This is a genomic window from Shuttleworthella satelles DSM 14600, from assembly GCF_000160115.1.
Taxonomy (GTDB): Bacteria; Bacillota; Clostridia; order Lachnospirales; family Lachnospiraceae; genus Shuttleworthia; species Shuttleworthia satelles.
In genome coordinates, this window is sequence record NZ_GG665867.1 from 661,804 (window position 1) to 676,438 (window position 14,635).

A 14,635-nucleotide genomic window follows, 5' to 3' on the forward strand; every position below is an offset into this window, starting at 1 on the left:
AGAGGTCCGGCGTAGTAAAATAGAAAAAGTTTGAGGAGAATGGCTGGAATGTGATTGGGAGACAGACCCGACGCAGATTATAGAGGAGTCAAGATGAGTCGACAGGTCAATGCCCTGGAGCGCTGTCCCTATGAGAAGTGGTGCGGCGGCTGCAGCATGCAGGGCTTACCCTATAAAGAGCAGCTGAAAAGGAAGGAAAAAGAAGTAGCTGATCTTCTGAAAGCCTATGGCAGGCCGGAGCCGATTCTGGGAATGAATTTTCCCTATTACTATCGCAACAAAGCCCATGCGGTTCTTGGAGGAAGTCTCAAAGGAAAGATTGTCTGCGGTACTTATGAGAGAGGAAGTCATCGGATTGTCAATATTGACCGCTGCCAGATTGAGGACAGGGAGTGCGATCAGCTGATCGCAAGCGTCAGAGAACTCCTCCCCTCCTTTAAGGTGGAACCCTATAATGAGGATACGGGCAGAGGATGCCTGCGGCACATCATCGCGCGCCGGACTGCGGACGGGGGACAGATCATGCTGATACTGGTGACGGCTCAGGCGGCCTTTCCCTCCCGCAAGAAATTCGTGTCAGCTCTTCGAAAGGCCCACCCCAATATCACAACGATTCTGCAGAATATCAACGGGCAGAGTACATCTGTCGTTTTAGGGGACCGATACGAGGTTCTCTATGGCCCCGGCTATATTGAGGACCGATTGATGGGAGCCAGATTCCGTATTTCTCCGGGCGCCTTCTATCAGGTCAACAGCCAGCAGACCAAAAAGCTCTATCGACTGGCGGTTGATATGGCAGACCTCAAGGGAAAAGAGAGAGTTCTGGACACCTATTGCGGCACCGGGACCATTGGCATTGCGGCGGCAGTCGATCTGGCCAGAAGGACAAAGGAGCCGATGGAACTGATCGGCGTGGAGTGCAATCCCGCGGCCGTCCGGGATGCCAGAATCAATGCCAGGGTAAATGGCCTCAGGCAGGCGCGCTTTGTTGTCGCGGACGCAGGGGCCTTTATGCTGGCGGAGGCTGAGGCCGGGAGAAGCTGTGATCTGGTTTTTATGGATCCGCCCAGAGCCGGCTCCACGGAGGAATTTCTTCTGGCCTTAAGGCGTCTGGTGCCTGAGAAGATCGTCTATATTTCCTGTGATCCGAAGACCCAGGCCAGAGATCTCAAGTATCTGGACAGCGCATACGCGATCAGGAGGATTGCCCCGGTGGATATGTTCCCCTTCACAGACGGGATTGAGAATGTTGTGCTGCTGGAGAAGATTCACTTCTAAGAGCCGGCGTTTTAAGAAAAAATTCAGAAAAAATAATATTCTCTTCAGGGGCGGCAGGCCTGATTCGTGTTAGGATAGGGGGAAAGTAAGCTGCTGAGAGTAGGAGTCATCATGCAAGAAAACAGGCGAGAGGGTCTGACCAGTGCCCAGGTGGCGGAAAGAGTCCGCCAGGGCAAAGTCAATATCCTTACAAGAGAAGCATCCAAGTCTGCCAAAGAGATCGTCAAAGATAATATTTTCACCTATTTCAACCTGATCTTTTTGATTCTGGCTGTTTTGGTTGTGATCGGCGGCTCTCTTCGCAGCCTGACCTTTCTGCCGGTTATCATCGCCAACACGGTGATCGGTATCGTCCAGCAGCTGCACGCGAAGAGGATTCTGGATCGGCTGGCTGTTCTGGCGGAGTCAAATTACGAGGTCATCCGTGATGGACAGAGGAGAAAAATTCCTATGTCCGAGCTTGTGTCAGACGATCTGATCGTTTTAGAGGCCGGGATGCAGATCCCGGCGGACGCCGTTTTGCTGGATGGCAGGCTCATGGCCAACGAGTCTCTTCTGACAGGAGAATCGGATGAGATTGAGAAACTGTCCGGCAGTGAGCTCAAATCGGGTTCCTTCGTTGTCTCCGGCCAATGTCTGGCCCGTCTGACTCAGGTGGGAGACGAGTCCTATATCTCCCGGCTGACGGCGGAGGCCAAGGAGATCAAAGAGAAACAATCCGAGATGGTCAACAGTATCGAGTGGGTCGTCAAGATCGCCGGAATTGCCATTATCCCGATCGGGATCACGCTCTTTCTGGAGTCATTTATCCTGAATGAAAAGGGCTTTTCGGAATCGATTACATCCATGGTCGCCGCGGTGATCGGTATGATCCCGGAGGGGCTCTATCTTCTGGTGACGATTGCCCTGGCCATGTCTGCAGCCCGCCTCGCGGGGAAAAAGGTCCTCCTTCACGACATGCACTCTACGGAGACTTTGGCCAGAGTCGATGTCCTCTGTGTGGATAAAACGGGTACGATTACAGACAATGAGATGCATGTCATCGACGCTTTCGGCCCTCAGGGGAAGCAGCTTACCGCAGAGGCGGAGCAGAGTCTGTCCGCCTATATCGCGACCAGTACAGACAACAATATCACGATGCAGGCCCTGCGGACTTATTACGAGCACGCTGTGCCTATGCCCGAGGCCAGAGTCACCCCCTTTTCCTCCAAGAATAAGTTCTCCTGCATCGACACTCCGCAGGCTGCCTTCCGCTTTGGGGCTCCGGAGTTTCTTCTGTCAGAGCAGGCCATGGAGGAGAACCGAAAGACCTTAGAAGAGAGAACCAAACAGGGGCAGCGTGTGCTTGCTCTGGTACGGGCACAGCAGGGGAGCGATTCCTTTCAGCCGCTGGCATTTGTCGCGCTGGAAAACGGCCTTCGCCCCAATGTAGAGGACACCTTCGCCTATTTCAGGGAGCAGGAGGTCCAGGTGCGGGTGATCTCAGGGGACAATCCGCAGACGGTCTCTTCCATTGCACAGGGAGTTGGAATCCCAGACGCGGACCGCTATGTCGATGCCAGCCGACTGAACAGCGCGGAGGACATCCGGGATGCTGTCGAGAAATACCGCGTATTCGGCCGGGTTAAGCCCGAGCAGAAGAAGGCAATCATCATGGCCATCAAGGAGACCGGCAAGAAGGTCGCCATGACTGGAGACGGGGTCAATGACATTCTGGCCATGAAGGAGGCGGACTGCTCTATCGCCATGGGATCGGGCTCTGACGCTGCCCGCCAGGCCGCCCAGGTGGTCCTTTTGGATGATGATTTCTCACACATGCGGGAGATTATTTCAGAGGGAAGGCGGGATATTAACAATATCACCCGATCCGCGACCCTCTTTTTGTACAAGAATATGTTCTCGGCCATGCTGGCTCTCTGTTCCATTATCCTGGTGTTTGCCTATCCCCTGGAACCGGCGCAGATCTCCTTGGTCTCCGCCTTTAATATAGGTCTTCCGGCCTTCCTTCTGGCCTTCGAGCCCAACACCAAAAAGCAGCACGCGCATTTCTTCCGGTCGACCATGTTTCACGCCTTCCCGGCTTCACTGACTTCCTTTATCGCCATCGCGGGTCTGGTTGGCTTCGCCGACGTCTTCGGGATACGATCGCAGGATGTGGCCACCGCATCTACCTACCTTCTGTCCATTGCGGGCTTTATGGTCCTCTATCGGATCATACATCCCCTGAATATTTACCGGGCCGTTGTCCTTGCGGTCTCTATCGCGGGCTTCATTCTTGGAGGGTACTTTTTCAGCGGCCTCTTTAATCTGCAGAAACTCTCTTTTCCGGGATTGCTTCTGGCCGGCCTGTTCGCCATTGCCCAGGAGTCCGTGGTCCGCAACCTGTACGGCCTCTTTGACTGGGTCAGAGGGATTGTAAAGAAACAGAAGGAACAGCGCGCAAGCAAGCAAGTATAAGGAGAAAAAGATGATTGACACACTGAAAAAACTGCACTTTCATGTGACCGCTCAGGCCTTGCTCTTTTTGATTTTGGGTCTGGTTATGGTCTTCTCCCCCGACAGCGTGACCGCCTTTTTAGTCCGGCTTGTCGCGGTCGTGATTCTTCTGATGGGGGCCTTCGTTCTGCTGGGAGGACTTACAACCGGATCGGCTTTCAGCAGCCTGTCGGGGGGACTTTTGGCCATGATCGGGCTCTGGGCCTTTTCCAGACCGAACACGGTTGCGGCCTTCCTGCCCGCGATCTTCGGGGTCGTCATGCTCTATCACGGTGTGCAGGATATTGGTCTCGCGCTGGAGTCCAAGGGCTACCGGGCTTCTTCCTGGGGAGGGATGATTGTGATCGGAATCATTTCCGTGATTTTGGGTCTGGTCTGTATCTTCGGCGCTTTCGGAGTCCTGAAGCTGGTGACCAGGGTCATTGGAATTATGATCATTGCCGATGCCATCGGTGATATGATTCTGGTGAGGCGTACCAATCAGGCATCCAGGGATATTGTGGATGGAGAGGTCGTTTCCGAGGAGGATATCGGGGAATGAGACAGATGGAGTTCAAGATGGAACGGGCAGAACTCCTGGATACGGTCAAGGAGGGAGAGCGGCTCTCGGTCAAGGAGAGCGCCCTGCCCAACTCCTATTACTATACCTTAGAGCATGCCTATGGCATGTCAGCGAACTATGGTGTTCTGGAGCGGCTGAAATCGACAGAGGGAGTGGTCAGGGACGTTAAGGAGACGGCCAAAGGCTACTTCGTCACAATGGAATTCGAGGAGTAATATGAGCGTCGAGAGCAGCAACGCAATTGATCTGCTTCTGGCGGAGAGCCTGAAAGCACTGGCGGCCCGCCGCCCGATTGAGAAGATCACGATTCGCGAGATCACAGAGAAGGCGGGGGTGATTCGCCCCACCTTCTACAATCACTTTCAGGATAAATATGAATTGCTGGAATGGATTGTCCGCAGAGACCTGATGGATCCGGTCACGGAAATGCTGGAAGGCGGACAGATCAAGGAAGCGGTGATTCGGGTTCTTGGCAAGATACAGGAGGAGAGAGAATTCTATTTGAATGCCTCGCGGCTGGAGGGACAGAATTCCTTTGGGGAGATTTTGAGCTCCTGTATCGCGGAGCGCATCCTGGCAGGAGCCAAGGTGGAAAATATTCATGCTCATCTGGCATATGACTGGCTGACGCCGGAGCTGATCGCGGACTATTACAGTCAGTCGATGACCTATCTGGTCCTGCGCTGGATCAAAAACGGCATGCGCCTGCCAACGGAGGAGTTCGCTGCGGCAGTCCTTCACATCTGGGAACACTCCGCTGTAGACGTCTTCCGAGACATGCGAACATAGCGGAGAATCCGCCGGGACGAGCGAAACATCGAAGGCGTGCTTGCACGCGTGAGAGATGTTTCGTGAGGACTGAGAGGTTTGCGGAGCAAACCGACCGAGGGAACGAAGTTCCCGAGGTGCGGATTCGGAGCGTACAAGCGAAACATCGAAGGCGTGCTTGCACGCGTGGGAGATGTTTCGTGAGGACTGAAAGGTTTGCGGAGCAAACCGACCGAGGGAACGAAGTTCCCGAGGTGCGGATTCGGAGCGTACAAGCGGGGCATCGAAGGCGTGCTTGCACGCGTGAGAGATGTTTCGTGAGGACTGAGAGGTTTGCGGAGCAAACCGACCGAGGGAACGAAGTTCCCGAGGTGCGGATTCGGAGCGTACAAGCGAAACATCGAAGGCGTGCTTGCACGCGTGAGAGATGTTTCGTGAGGACTGAGAGGTTTGCGGAGCAAACCGACCGAGGGAACGAAGTTCCCGAGGTGCGGATTCGGAGCGTACAAGCGAAACATCGAAGGCGTGCAAATAAAACATCGCTGTTATGAAATAGAGGAAAGCAGATCATGAGTTTACTGGAAATTGTACTGATTGTGGCCGGCATCAGTCTGGACATCTTTGCCGCCCTGGAGATAGAGGGCGCCATGCTGGCCAAGATCAACCGCAAAACCTTATTCTATGTCACCGGCCTGGTAGTTCTGATGCAGCAGATCTTTTTCTTCTTCGGTTACCTGGTCAGCAACACCATTGTGCATACGCAGACCTGGCATCTGAAGTCGGACCGGTGGGGAGCCTGGACGGCGGTCATTATCTTTGCCTTTTTGGGATTGCGTCTCCTGATCAAAGCGGTGCGAAGGGAACTGGTGCATGAGTCCCGGAGGGAAATTCGGGTCCAGCAGTATGCCAAGATTATCGCGGTGGCGAGTATTTATACAATACTGGCAGGTCTCGCCTGCGGATTTCTAGGGATACATACACTCACTGTATTCGTTGTAATTCTAATCTCGTCTGTTTTGGCGGCGGTTCTGGGAATCTTCGTCGGCTATCGCTTCGGCTACGAGGGGAAGACCCTGGTCTACGCAGCGGGAGGAATCCTTCTTTGGATCGCCGGGCTGGAAATCCTGCTCAGAAGTATTTTACATCTGATTCATTTTTAAAGGAGGACTTGTCATGAATCATCGTTCCAGGAAACAGAGAATCATCTCCGGAGTGATCATCCTGCTTTTGATCGTCACAATGGTTGTCACCCTGGTCGTTCCCTTTCTTTTGAGCTGACGACAACTTTCGCAGGACAGCTTTTTGTCGAGTCGACAGGCTGTCTATGGACTGCGATCCGCCGAACTGCTAGAATCAAGCGGATAGCAGGTTCTTGATCTGCGAAAAGAGTCGCAAAGGAAAGCAATTGCCATGAAAGTCGGGAAAATACCAGAGAGCATCTTAGAGCGCTCGGTCATCAGACAGATTCACAATAAGAGACCGGAGGTCCTCATGGGAAGCGGTGTGGGAGAGGACTGCGCGGCGATACAGCTGGCAGCAGATGAGGTCTTTGTCCTCTCCACAGATCCCATTACGGGGACGGCCAGGGATATCGGTCACCTGGCCATCCGCGTCACGAACAATGACCTGGCATCCGCCGGGGCGGAACCCGTTGGGGTTCTTCTGACCATTCTACTGCCTGAGCACACGACAGAGCCTGAACTGAAAGAGATCATTCTCCAGGCGGAGTCCGCCTGCCGGGAGGATGGCATACAGATTGTGGGAGGCCATACGGAGGTGACCGCACAGGTGAAGCAGCCGATTGTCTCTGTGACCGGTCTTGGCAAGGTTAAAAAGGGACATCTGGTCAGCACCGGAGGGGCAGAGCCTGGCATGGATTTTGTGATGACCAAGGCAATTGCCCTGGAGGGAACGTCCATTCTGGCCAAGGACCTGGAGGAGGACTTAAAGGGGCATTTCCCGGACTGTCTGGTTGAGAGGGCCGCAGCCTTCGATCAGGAACTGTCTGTACTCCCGGAATCGCGCGTCGCGGTAGCATTTGGAGTGGCGGCCATGCACGATGTCACCGAGGGGGGGATCTATGGGGCGATCTGGGAAATGTGTCAGGCTTCCGGCGTCGGCTGTCGGATCGATCTCAAGAAGATTGCCATTCGGCAGGAGAGTGTAGAGATCTGTGAATACCTGGGACTCAATCCATACAAATTGATCTCCTCGGGCTGTATGCTTATGGCGGCGGCGGACGGCAACGGGCTGGTCATGGCTCTGGCCAGGGCCGGGATAGAGGCTTGCGTTATCGGCAAGGCAACAGATTCCAATGACAGGATTCTGTTCCATGGAGAGGAAGAACGTTTTTTAGAGATGCCGCAGACCGATGAGCTCTATCGGCTGGACAGGAAACAGGAGGTGTCAGATGGGTAAGCTGGAAGAGAAGATCTTAAGCTATATGGAGCACAATGCGAGGATCAGCATCCATGATCTGGCGGCTATGATCGGCGCGGATGAGACCAGTGTCAGAAATGCCATCGAGCAATTGCAGGAGGATCACGTCATCGCGGGCTATCTGACTTTGATCGATTGGGAGAGAGCGGGAAATGAGACGGTCTCAGCCATGATCGAGGTCTCCGTGACTCCCCAGCGGGGCATGGGATTTGATTCTGTGGCAGAGCGCATCTACCGCTATCCCGAGGTGAACTCCGTCTATCTTATGTCCGGCGGTTTTGATCTGATGGTCACGATTGAGGGAAAGACCCTGCGGGAGGTCTCTTCCTTTGTCTCTGATAAGCTGTCCACCCTGGATTCGGTGCTCTCGACCAAGACGAATTTTATCCTGAAGAAGTATAAGGACCACGGGGCCATTCTGTCCGAGGAGTCCCATGACAGCAGAATGAAGGTGTCCCTATGAGAGAAGCTCTTTCCAGAACCATTACGACGATTCAGCCATCCGGCATTCGCAAGTTCTTCGACATCGTCTCCGAAATGCGGGATGCCATCTCGCTGGGCGTGGGCGAACCGGATTTTGATACGCCCTGGAGGATTCGGGATGAGGCAATCTACTCTCTGGAACAGGGGCGTACCTTCTATACTTCAAATTCCGGTCTCCTGGAACTGAGAGAGGGAATCTGCGGCTATCTGAAGCGCCGCTATGGTATGGATTATGACGCCAGAAGTGAGATCATGGTGACGGTCGGAGGATCTGAGGCCATTGATCTGGCTCTGCGCGCCATGCTGGATCCCGGCGATGAGGTTCTGATTCCGACCCCCAGCTATGTCTCCTACAGCCCCTGTACCATTCTGGCAAATGGCAGACCTGTTGAGATCCCCCTCAAGGAGAAAAATCGCTTTCGTCTGACAGCGCGGGAGTTGGAGGACGCGATTACGGATAAGACCAAGGTCCTGATTATGCCTTTTCCCAACAACCCGACCGGGGGCATTATGGAGAGAGAGGATCTGGAGGCAGTCTGCAAGGTAGTCATCGAACATGACCTCTTCGTCCTGAGCGATGAGATCTACTCGGAATTGACCTATGGTCTGGATCACGTCTCCATTGCTTCCCTTCCGGGCATGAAAGAGCGCTGTATTTTAATCAACGGCTTTTCCAAGGCTTTTGCTATGACCGGCTGGAGGCTGGGATACGCCTGCGCGCCGGAGCATATCCTGTCCCAGATGTTAAAGATTCATCAGTTCGCTATTATGTGCGCCCCCACGACCTCTCAGTATGCCGCCGTCCAGGCCATTAACAACTGCGACGAGGAGGTTGCCGGCATGCGGGAGCAGTATGATGCCCGCCGCAAGTATGTCCTGACCAGGTTTGAGGAGATGGGTTTAAAATGCTTTACACCTGAGGGGGCCTTCTACACCTTCCCCAATATATCGGAGTTCGGGATGACTTCTGAGGATTTCGCCACTCGCTTTTTGAATGAGAAGAAGGTGGCCGTGGTTCCCGGATCCGCCTTTGGGGCCTCTGGGGAAGGATTTATCCGAATTTCCTACGCCTACTCCATCGATGACCTAAGGGAGGCTCTGGGCCGCCTGGAGGCCTTTGTCAAACAGCTGCGGGAGGACAGGTAAATGTCCTTGAACATTATCCTGCACGAGCCGGAGATTCCGGCCAATACCGGGAATATCGGCCGTACCTGCGTCGCCATTGGAGCGACCCTGCATCTGATCGAGCCCCTGGGCTTTGTTATCAATGACAAGAATCTGGCCCGCGCCGGCATGGATTACTGGAAGCAGTTGGATGTGAGAACCTATCTAGACTGGGAGGATTTCTGCGCAAAGAATCCGGATGCCAGGATCTGGATGGCCACGACCAAGGGCCGTCATGTCTACTCAGATGTCTCCTATGGCCCGGATGACTACATTATGTTTGGAAAGGAGTCGGCGGGAATTCCGGAAGAGATTCTCATCAGACAGCCGGAGCGCTGTATCCGTATTCCCATGCAGGGGGAGATCCGATCTCTGAACCTGTCTAATTCCGTCGCCATTGTGGCTTATGAGGCTCTGCGCCAGAACCACTTTGACAAGATGACTACCAAGGGGCAGCTGCACCGCCTGCACTGGGCCCCGGAGGATATGTAAATGCCTGAAATAATTGAGGCAAATGCCCTGCAACATGAATATGTACGCCACAATGAGGAGGGAGAGAAGGTCTCTTCCTTCATGGCTTTGGACGGGGTAGATCTGACGGTCGAAGAGGGAGCATTTATCTCTATCTTAGGTCACAATGGATCGGGCAAGTCGACTCTGGCCAAGCATCTCAACGCCCTTTTGCTTCCAAGCGGGGGGACGCTTTATGTGGGCGGTTATGATACCTCCGATCCCAGGAACACCTATGACGTGCGCCAGACGGCCGGGATGGTCTTTCAGAACCCGGACAATCAGATTATCGCCTCTGTCGTGGAGGAGGATGTGGGTTTCGGCCCGGAGAACATCGGAGTTCCCACGGAAGAGATCTGGCAGCGGGTGGAAAATGCCCTCCGCTCGGTCGGCATGTGGAAGTATCACAGTCACTCTCCCAACCGCCTGTCGGGAGGACAGAAGCAGAGGGTTGCGATCGCCGGGGTTATGGCCATGGAACCCAGGTGTATCATCTTAGATGAGCCGACGGCCATGCTCGATCCCAAGGGGCGGGAGGAAGTCCTGCGGGCGGTCCATGAGCTCAACCGTAAGAAGAGGGTCACAATCATTCTGATTACCCACTATATGGAAGAGGTGGTGGACTCAGATTATGTGTTCGCCATGGATCAGGGTAAGATTGTTCTGCAGGGGACGCCCAGAGAAGTTTTCTCTCATGTCAGGCGACTGCAGACCTATCGGCTGACCGTGCCCCAGATTACGCTGCTGGCCCATGAGTTAAGAGAGGCCGGTCTGGCAATCCCGGAAGGGATTCTGACCAGACAGGAGCTGGTCTCTGCCCTTCTGCAGCTAAAGAGCTGTGACCTGAGCGGTCAGGGCCATGCCATTAGCGATGTTGTGGAGTCAATCCCAGAAGATGGTGATCCGGGCGGACAGGGTCGGAGCGGCACCCTGTGATCAGATAGGAGCATAGAATGCCTTTACGCTTAGAGCATGTGACATATTCATATAGTCCCGGGACCGCCTATGAGATCAAGGCCTTAGACGATGTGAGTCTGACCATTGATGACGATAGCTTCGTGGGGATCATCGGGCACACGGGATCGGGGAAATCAACGCTGGTACAGCATCTCAATGGACTTTTAAGGGCAACAGAGGGGAAGATTTACTGGGGAGACCAGGATATTTATGCCCCGGATTATCAGCTTCGCAAACTGCGTCTGGAGATCGGCATGGTCTTTCAGTATCCGGAGCATCAGCTCTTTGAGACGACGGTCTTTGAGGATATCTGCTTCGGGCCCAAGAACCAGGGCCTGTCCTTGGAAGACGCGAAAAAAGCGGCAGAAGAGGCCCTGGAGCTGGTGCATTTTCCCAAGCGCCTCTATGAAAACTCCCCCTTTGATCTGTCCGGGGGGCAGAAGCGCCGGGCTGCTATTGCCGGGGTTCTGGCCATGAGGCCCAGGATTCTGATCCTGGATGAGCCCACAGCCGGTCTGGATCCCAGGGGGCGGGATGAGATCCTCGACCTGGTCAGGGAGCTGCATGAGCAGTCGAAGATCACGGTCATTCTGGTCTCCCACTCTATGGAAGACGTGGCCAACTATGTAGACCGGATCATTGTCATGGATGAGGGCAGGGCCAGGTTTGACGGAAGTCCCAAGGAGGTTTTCGCTCACTACAGGGAGCTGGAGGCTATGGGACTGGCAGCACCGCAGGTAACTTATCTGGTTCATGACCTGGCGGAGGCAGGCTTTGATCTGGCGACAGACGCGACGACAGTGGAAGAGGCCAGGGCAGAAATCCTTAAAAACTTTGCAGGGAAAGATCAGGAGGCGTCATGTTCAGACAAATGACCCTGGGTCAGTACTATCCGGCCGATTCCTTCATTCACAAACTGGATCCCCGGGTAAAGCTCTTTGAGACCCTGGTTTTTATCATTGTCCTTTTTCTGGTCAATCATCCGATTGGCTATATCCTCGTGACGGCATGGACTATCTTTATCATTGCCCTCTCCAAAGTGCCGGTTTCCTTCATGTTACGGGGGCTGCGGGGAATTGTGGTGCTTCTGGTCATCGCCGGTCTCTTTAATCTCTTTCTGACCCCCGGCAATGCCCTTCTGACTCTGGGTCCCCTTGTGATTTCCGACGCCGGTCTGCAAAATGCCATTCTCATGACAGTCCGCATGATCTTTCTGATTGTGGGTTCTTCTGTCATGACTTTGACAACGACGCCCAATCAGCTGACGGACGGCCTGGAGAGCGCCCTCCACCCTCTGAGCAAATTGAAGGTACCGGTTCATGAGATCGCGATGATGATGTCGATCGCCCTGCGCTTCATTCCCATCCTGATTGAGGAGACAGATAAGATCATGAAGGCGCAGATGGCCCGCGGCGCTGATTTTGAACAGGGAAATATCATCCGCAGGGCAAAAAACATGATCCCTCTTCTGGTTCCCCTTTTTGTCTCCGCCTTTCGCAGGGCCAATGATCTGGCCCTGGCTATGGAGGCCCGCTGTTATAACGGGGGAGAGGGCAGAACCAAGATGAAGCCTCTGGTATATGACAGAAGAGACTATATCTCCTATGTCGTCATCTGTCTCTTTCTGGCAGTCCTGATTGCGGTACATTTTATGCCTGGGATCACTTTCTAAAACAGCGGAAGCGGTAAGGAGAAAAGAGTGATACCGGGAGGAGGGGACATGGCCGAATCGCCGGAGGGATGAAGCAAGCGCGGATGTCTTTGATCCGGGAGGATGGGGCGCAGACAGGACTGAATCGCCGGAGAAATGAAGCCAGCAAAGCTGGCTTCATTTCAGGGAGACGCAGATATGGAGGAATCTCTGTGGGATAGAAGACTTCTTTTTGGATAGATTACAGTGTGGACTGTGAGAGGAGACAATTGTGCGGGTGAGAGCGACCATAGCCTACGATGGGACAGAATACTGCGGCTGGCAGGTTCAGCCCAACGGCATTTCTGTGCAGGAAGTAGTGAATGCCGGGCTCTCGAAACTGCTGGGTGAGGAGATTACCTGTGTCGGAGCCAGCCGGACGGACGCTGGAGTTCACTCGATGGGCAATGAGATTCTCTTTGAGACGAAGACTCGGATTCCGGCGGATAAGATTGCCTACGCTCTCAATCAGTACCTGCCGGAGGATATCGTCTGCCAGGGCTCTTCTCTGGCGGCGGATGATTTTCATCCCCGCTTCTCGGAGTCCTATAAGACCTATGAGTATCGGATCCTAAACCGGCGTTTTCCCATGCCGACCATGCGCAGGGACAGCCTCTTCTATCACTATGATCTAGATGAGAAGCGGATGCAGGAAGCCGCCGACTGTCTGCTGGGGGAGCATGATTTCAGTTCTTTCGCTTCCATTCACACTCAGTCCAAGACCCGGGTTCGGACCATTTATCAGGCCCTTGTCAGCAGAAATGCCGACGATCTCATCACCATTCGTCTCTGCGGCGACGGCTTTCTCTACAATATGGTGCGCATTATTGCGGGAACCCTGATTGAGGTGGGGGCCGGGATAACCAGTCCCAGGGCATTTCAGCAGATTCTCGATGGGATGAACCGGGAGCTGGCAGGGCCGACGGCTCCGGCGCATGGCCTGACGCAGGTCGGTCTGCACTATCTGACACCGGAGGAGATTGCCTGCCGTAAGGCAGGGGGCAAATGGCCTTTTCTCATTGACAGTGAGAGGCCACTATAGTATGATGGTACGCGCTGACGTAGTGTAGAAACGTGATTTCAACAGCCCCGAAGTTGCGTTTTGACTATAAACAGCGTGTTATCGGTTTTTCGGACATTTACCCGGTGACATGCGCCAGGACATTATTTAGGAGGATTATCCGGATGAAGACGTATATGCCGAACCCGACCCAGATCGAGAGAAAGTGGTATGTAGTTGACGCAGAGGGACAGACCCTTGGCCGTCTGACTTCTGAGATTGCAAGAGTATTAAGAGGCAAGAACAAGGCCATCTATACCCCCCATGCAGACTGCGGGGACTATGTGATCGTCGTTAATGCCGAGAAGGTCAAGGTTACCGGTCATAAGCTGGATCAGAAGATCTATTACAGACATTCCGAGTATGTTGGCGGATTCAAGGAGATCAGTCTCCGCGAGATGCTCGAGAAGCATCCCGAGAGAGTGATTGAACACGCTGTCAAGGGTATGCTCCCCAAGGGACCGCTTGGTTCTGAGATGTACAAGAAGCTTTTCGTATACGCAGGCCCCGACCACAAGCATGCAGCTCAGAAGCCTGAGACGCTCGCATTTTAATCGATAGGGAGGATAAGACATTGGCTAATACAAAGTATTATGGAACCGGCAGAAGGAAGTCATCTGTAGCGAGAGTTTACCTGACTCCCGGCACCGGCAAGATCACCATCAACAAGACAGATATCGACGAGTACTTCGGTCTTGAGACCCTTAAGGTTGTCGTTCGCCAGCCCCTCAGTGCAACCGAGACTCTGGATAAGTTCGACGTTCAGGTTAATGTCAAGGGCGGCGGTTACACCGGCCAGGCCGGAGCCATCCGTCACGGCATCGCCCGTGCCCTGCTTGAGGCTGATGCCGAGTACAGACCTGTGCTCAAGGCAGCAGGCTATCTGACCAGAGATCCCCGCATGAAAGAGCGTAAGAAGTACGGTCTCAAGTCCGCACGCCGCGCGCCCCAGTTCTCAAAGAGATAATCAGTTACGATTTTATAATCGAAAAATTCGAAAGCCCCGGGAAATGATATGCTCCCCATATGGTAGACATTGGAAATATCCAAAATCCACCATATGAGGAGCATTGTCATGTCGAGAAGGAAGTACACGAAAGAATTCAAGCTTAAGGTATTGAAAGAACATGAGGAGCAGGGAGTATCTTTTTGGAGATTAGGAAAGACCTATGGCATAGAGGCAAGTATCATTAGACGCTGGTGGCATGTCTTTGATGCATGGGGCGAG

At 53.8% G+C, this 14,635-nt stretch carries 17 protein-coding genes; all 17 read left to right on the top strand.

Going from position 1 to position 14,635, the window contains the following annotated elements:
- The first annotated feature begins 93 nt into the window (after positions 1–93).
- Positions 94–1,278, top strand: coding sequence for a 23S rRNA (uracil(1939)-C(5))-methyltransferase RlmD (gene rlmD / locus GCWU000342_RS09710; protein WP_006907279.1), 1,185 nt, complete (start codon positions 94–96; stop codon positions 1,276–1,278).
- 111 nt (positions 1,279–1,389) lie between these two features.
- A complete protein-coding gene (locus tag GCWU000342_RS09715; RefSeq protein WP_006907280.1) occupies positions 1,390–3,735 on the top strand; it encodes an HAD-IC family P-type ATPase in 2,346 nt (781 codons plus the stop codon).
- 10 nt (positions 3,736–3,745) lie between these two features.
- Positions 3,746–4,315: an HdeD family acid-resistance protein gene (locus GCWU000342_RS09720; protein ID WP_006907281.1), complete on the top strand. Its 570-nt coding sequence runs from the start codon at positions 3,746–3,748 to the stop codon at positions 4,313–4,315.
- Positions 4,312–4,551 (top strand): hypothetical protein, encoded by a 240-nt coding sequence (locus GCWU000342_RS09725; RefSeq protein WP_006907282.1) that lies wholly within the window; start codon positions 4,312–4,314, stop codon positions 4,549–4,551. The genes GCWU000342_RS09720 and GCWU000342_RS09725 overlap by 4 nt, the downstream gene beginning before the upstream one ends.
- 1 nt (position 4,552) lies before the next feature.
- Positions 4,553–5,125 carry a TetR/AcrR family transcriptional regulator C-terminal domain-containing protein gene (locus GCWU000342_RS09730; protein WP_006907283.1) on the top strand — a complete coding sequence of 191 codons (573 nt, stop codon included), beginning with the start codon at positions 4,553–4,555 and terminating at the stop codon, positions 5,123–5,125.
- Positions 5,126–5,673: 548 nt separating this feature from the next.
- Positions 5,674–6,264: a manganese efflux pump gene (locus GCWU000342_RS09735; protein ID WP_006907284.1), complete on the top strand. Its 591-nt coding sequence runs from the start codon at positions 5,674–5,676 to the stop codon at positions 6,262–6,264.
- A 250-nt stretch (positions 6,265–6,514) separates the two neighbouring features.
- Complete coding sequence (locus tag GCWU000342_RS09740; protein WP_006907285.1) at positions 6,515–7,522, top strand: AIR synthase family protein; 1,008 nt, start codon at positions 6,515–6,517, stop codon at positions 7,520–7,522.
- Between the two features lies 1 nt (position 7,523).
- Entirely contained in the window at positions 7,524–8,006 is a 483-nt protein-coding gene (locus GCWU000342_RS09745) for an Lrp/AsnC ligand binding domain-containing protein (RefSeq protein WP_044958396.1), read from the top strand.
- Entirely contained in the window at positions 8,003–9,172 is a 1,170-nt protein-coding gene (locus GCWU000342_RS09750; protein ID WP_006907287.1) for a pyridoxal phosphate-dependent aminotransferase, read from the top strand. The genes GCWU000342_RS09745 and GCWU000342_RS09750 overlap by 4 nt, the downstream gene beginning before the upstream one ends.
- Positions 9,173–9,682: a tRNA (cytidine(34)-2'-O)-methyltransferase gene (locus GCWU000342_RS09755; RefSeq protein WP_006907288.1), complete on the top strand. Its 510-nt coding sequence runs from the start codon at positions 9,173–9,175 to the stop codon at positions 9,680–9,682.
- Positions 9,683–10,636, top strand: a complete 954-nt coding sequence (locus GCWU000342_RS09760) for an energy-coupling factor transporter ATPase (protein WP_006907289.1) — start codon at positions 9,683–9,685, stop codon at positions 10,634–10,636.
- 17 nt (positions 10,637–10,653) lie between these two features.
- Positions 10,654–11,532, top strand: coding sequence for an energy-coupling factor transporter ATPase (locus tag GCWU000342_RS09765; protein WP_006907290.1), 879 nt, complete (start codon positions 10,654–10,656; stop codon positions 11,530–11,532).
- Positions 11,517–12,329: an energy-coupling factor transporter transmembrane component T family protein gene (locus GCWU000342_RS09770; RefSeq protein ID WP_044958337.1), complete on the top strand. Its 813-nt coding sequence runs from the start codon at positions 11,517–11,519 to the stop codon at positions 12,327–12,329. Before GCWU000342_RS09765 ends, GCWU000342_RS09770 begins: the two co-directional genes overlap by 16 nt.
- 247 nt (positions 12,330–12,576) lie before the next feature.
- Positions 12,577–13,389, top strand: coding sequence for a tRNA pseudouridine(38-40) synthase TruA (gene truA, locus GCWU000342_RS09775; RefSeq protein ID WP_045001039.1), 813 nt, complete (start codon positions 12,577–12,579; stop codon positions 13,387–13,389).
- Positions 13,390–13,532: 143 nt separating this feature from the next.
- Positions 13,533–13,961, top strand: a complete 429-nt coding sequence (gene rplM / locus GCWU000342_RS09780; RefSeq protein ID WP_006907293.1) for a 50S ribosomal protein L13 — start codon at positions 13,533–13,535, stop codon at positions 13,959–13,961.
- A 20-nt stretch (positions 13,962–13,981) separates the two neighbouring features.
- Positions 13,982–14,374 carry a 30S ribosomal protein S9 gene (gene rpsI, locus GCWU000342_RS09785; protein ID WP_006907294.1) on the top strand — a complete coding sequence of 131 codons (393 nt, stop codon included), beginning with the start codon at positions 13,982–13,984 and terminating at the stop codon, positions 14,372–14,374.
- Positions 14,375–14,482: 108 nt separating this feature from the next.
- Positions 14,483–14,635: transposase (locus tag GCWU000342_RS11025; protein ID WP_242650008.1), on the top strand; the 153-nt coding region annotated here is incomplete at its 3' end.

What these genes read in the sequence shown, in the direction of transcription:
- GCWU000342_RS09725 (WP_006907282.1), top strand. Translation starts at nt 4,312, where the DNA reads ATGAGACAGATGGAGTTCAAGATGGAACGGGCAGAACTCCTGGATACG.
- rplM (WP_006907293.1), top strand. Translation starts at nt 13,533, where the DNA reads ATGAAGACGTATATGCCGAACCCGACCCAGATCGAGAGAAAGTGGTAT.
- GCWU000342_RS09720 (WP_006907281.1), top strand. Translation starts at nt 3,746, where the DNA reads ATGATTGACACACTGAAAAAACTGCACTTTCATGTGACCGCTCAGGCC.
- GCWU000342_RS09735 (WP_006907284.1), top strand. Translation starts at nt 5,674, where the DNA reads ATGAGTTTACTGGAAATTGTACTGATTGTGGCCGGCATCAGTCTGGAC.
- GCWU000342_RS09755 (WP_006907288.1), top strand. Translation starts at nt 9,173, where the DNA reads ATGTCCTTGAACATTATCCTGCACGAGCCGGAGATTCCGGCCAATACC.
- GCWU000342_RS09765 (WP_006907290.1), top strand. Translation starts at nt 10,654, where the DNA reads ATGCCTTTACGCTTAGAGCATGTGACATATTCATATAGTCCCGGGACC.
- rlmD (WP_006907279.1), top strand. Translation starts at nt 94, where the DNA reads ATGAGTCGACAGGTCAATGCCCTGGAGCGCTGTCCCTATGAGAAGTGG.
- GCWU000342_RS09715 (WP_006907280.1), top strand. Translation starts at nt 1,390, where the DNA reads ATGCAAGAAAACAGGCGAGAGGGTCTGACCAGTGCCCAGGTGGCGGAA.
- GCWU000342_RS09770 (WP_044958337.1), top strand. Translation starts at nt 11,517, where the DNA reads ATGTTCAGACAAATGACCCTGGGTCAGTACTATCCGGCCGATTCCTTC.
- GCWU000342_RS09760 (WP_006907289.1), top strand. Translation starts at nt 9,683, where the DNA reads ATGCCTGAAATAATTGAGGCAAATGCCCTGCAACATGAATATGTACGC.
- GCWU000342_RS09740 (WP_006907285.1), top strand. Translation starts at nt 6,515, where the DNA reads ATGAAAGTCGGGAAAATACCAGAGAGCATCTTAGAGCGCTCGGTCATC.
- GCWU000342_RS09730 (WP_006907283.1), top strand. Translation starts at nt 4,553, where the DNA reads ATGAGCGTCGAGAGCAGCAACGCAATTGATCTGCTTCTGGCGGAGAGC.
- GCWU000342_RS09750 (WP_006907287.1), top strand. Translation starts at nt 8,003, where the DNA reads ATGAGAGAAGCTCTTTCCAGAACCATTACGACGATTCAGCCATCCGGC.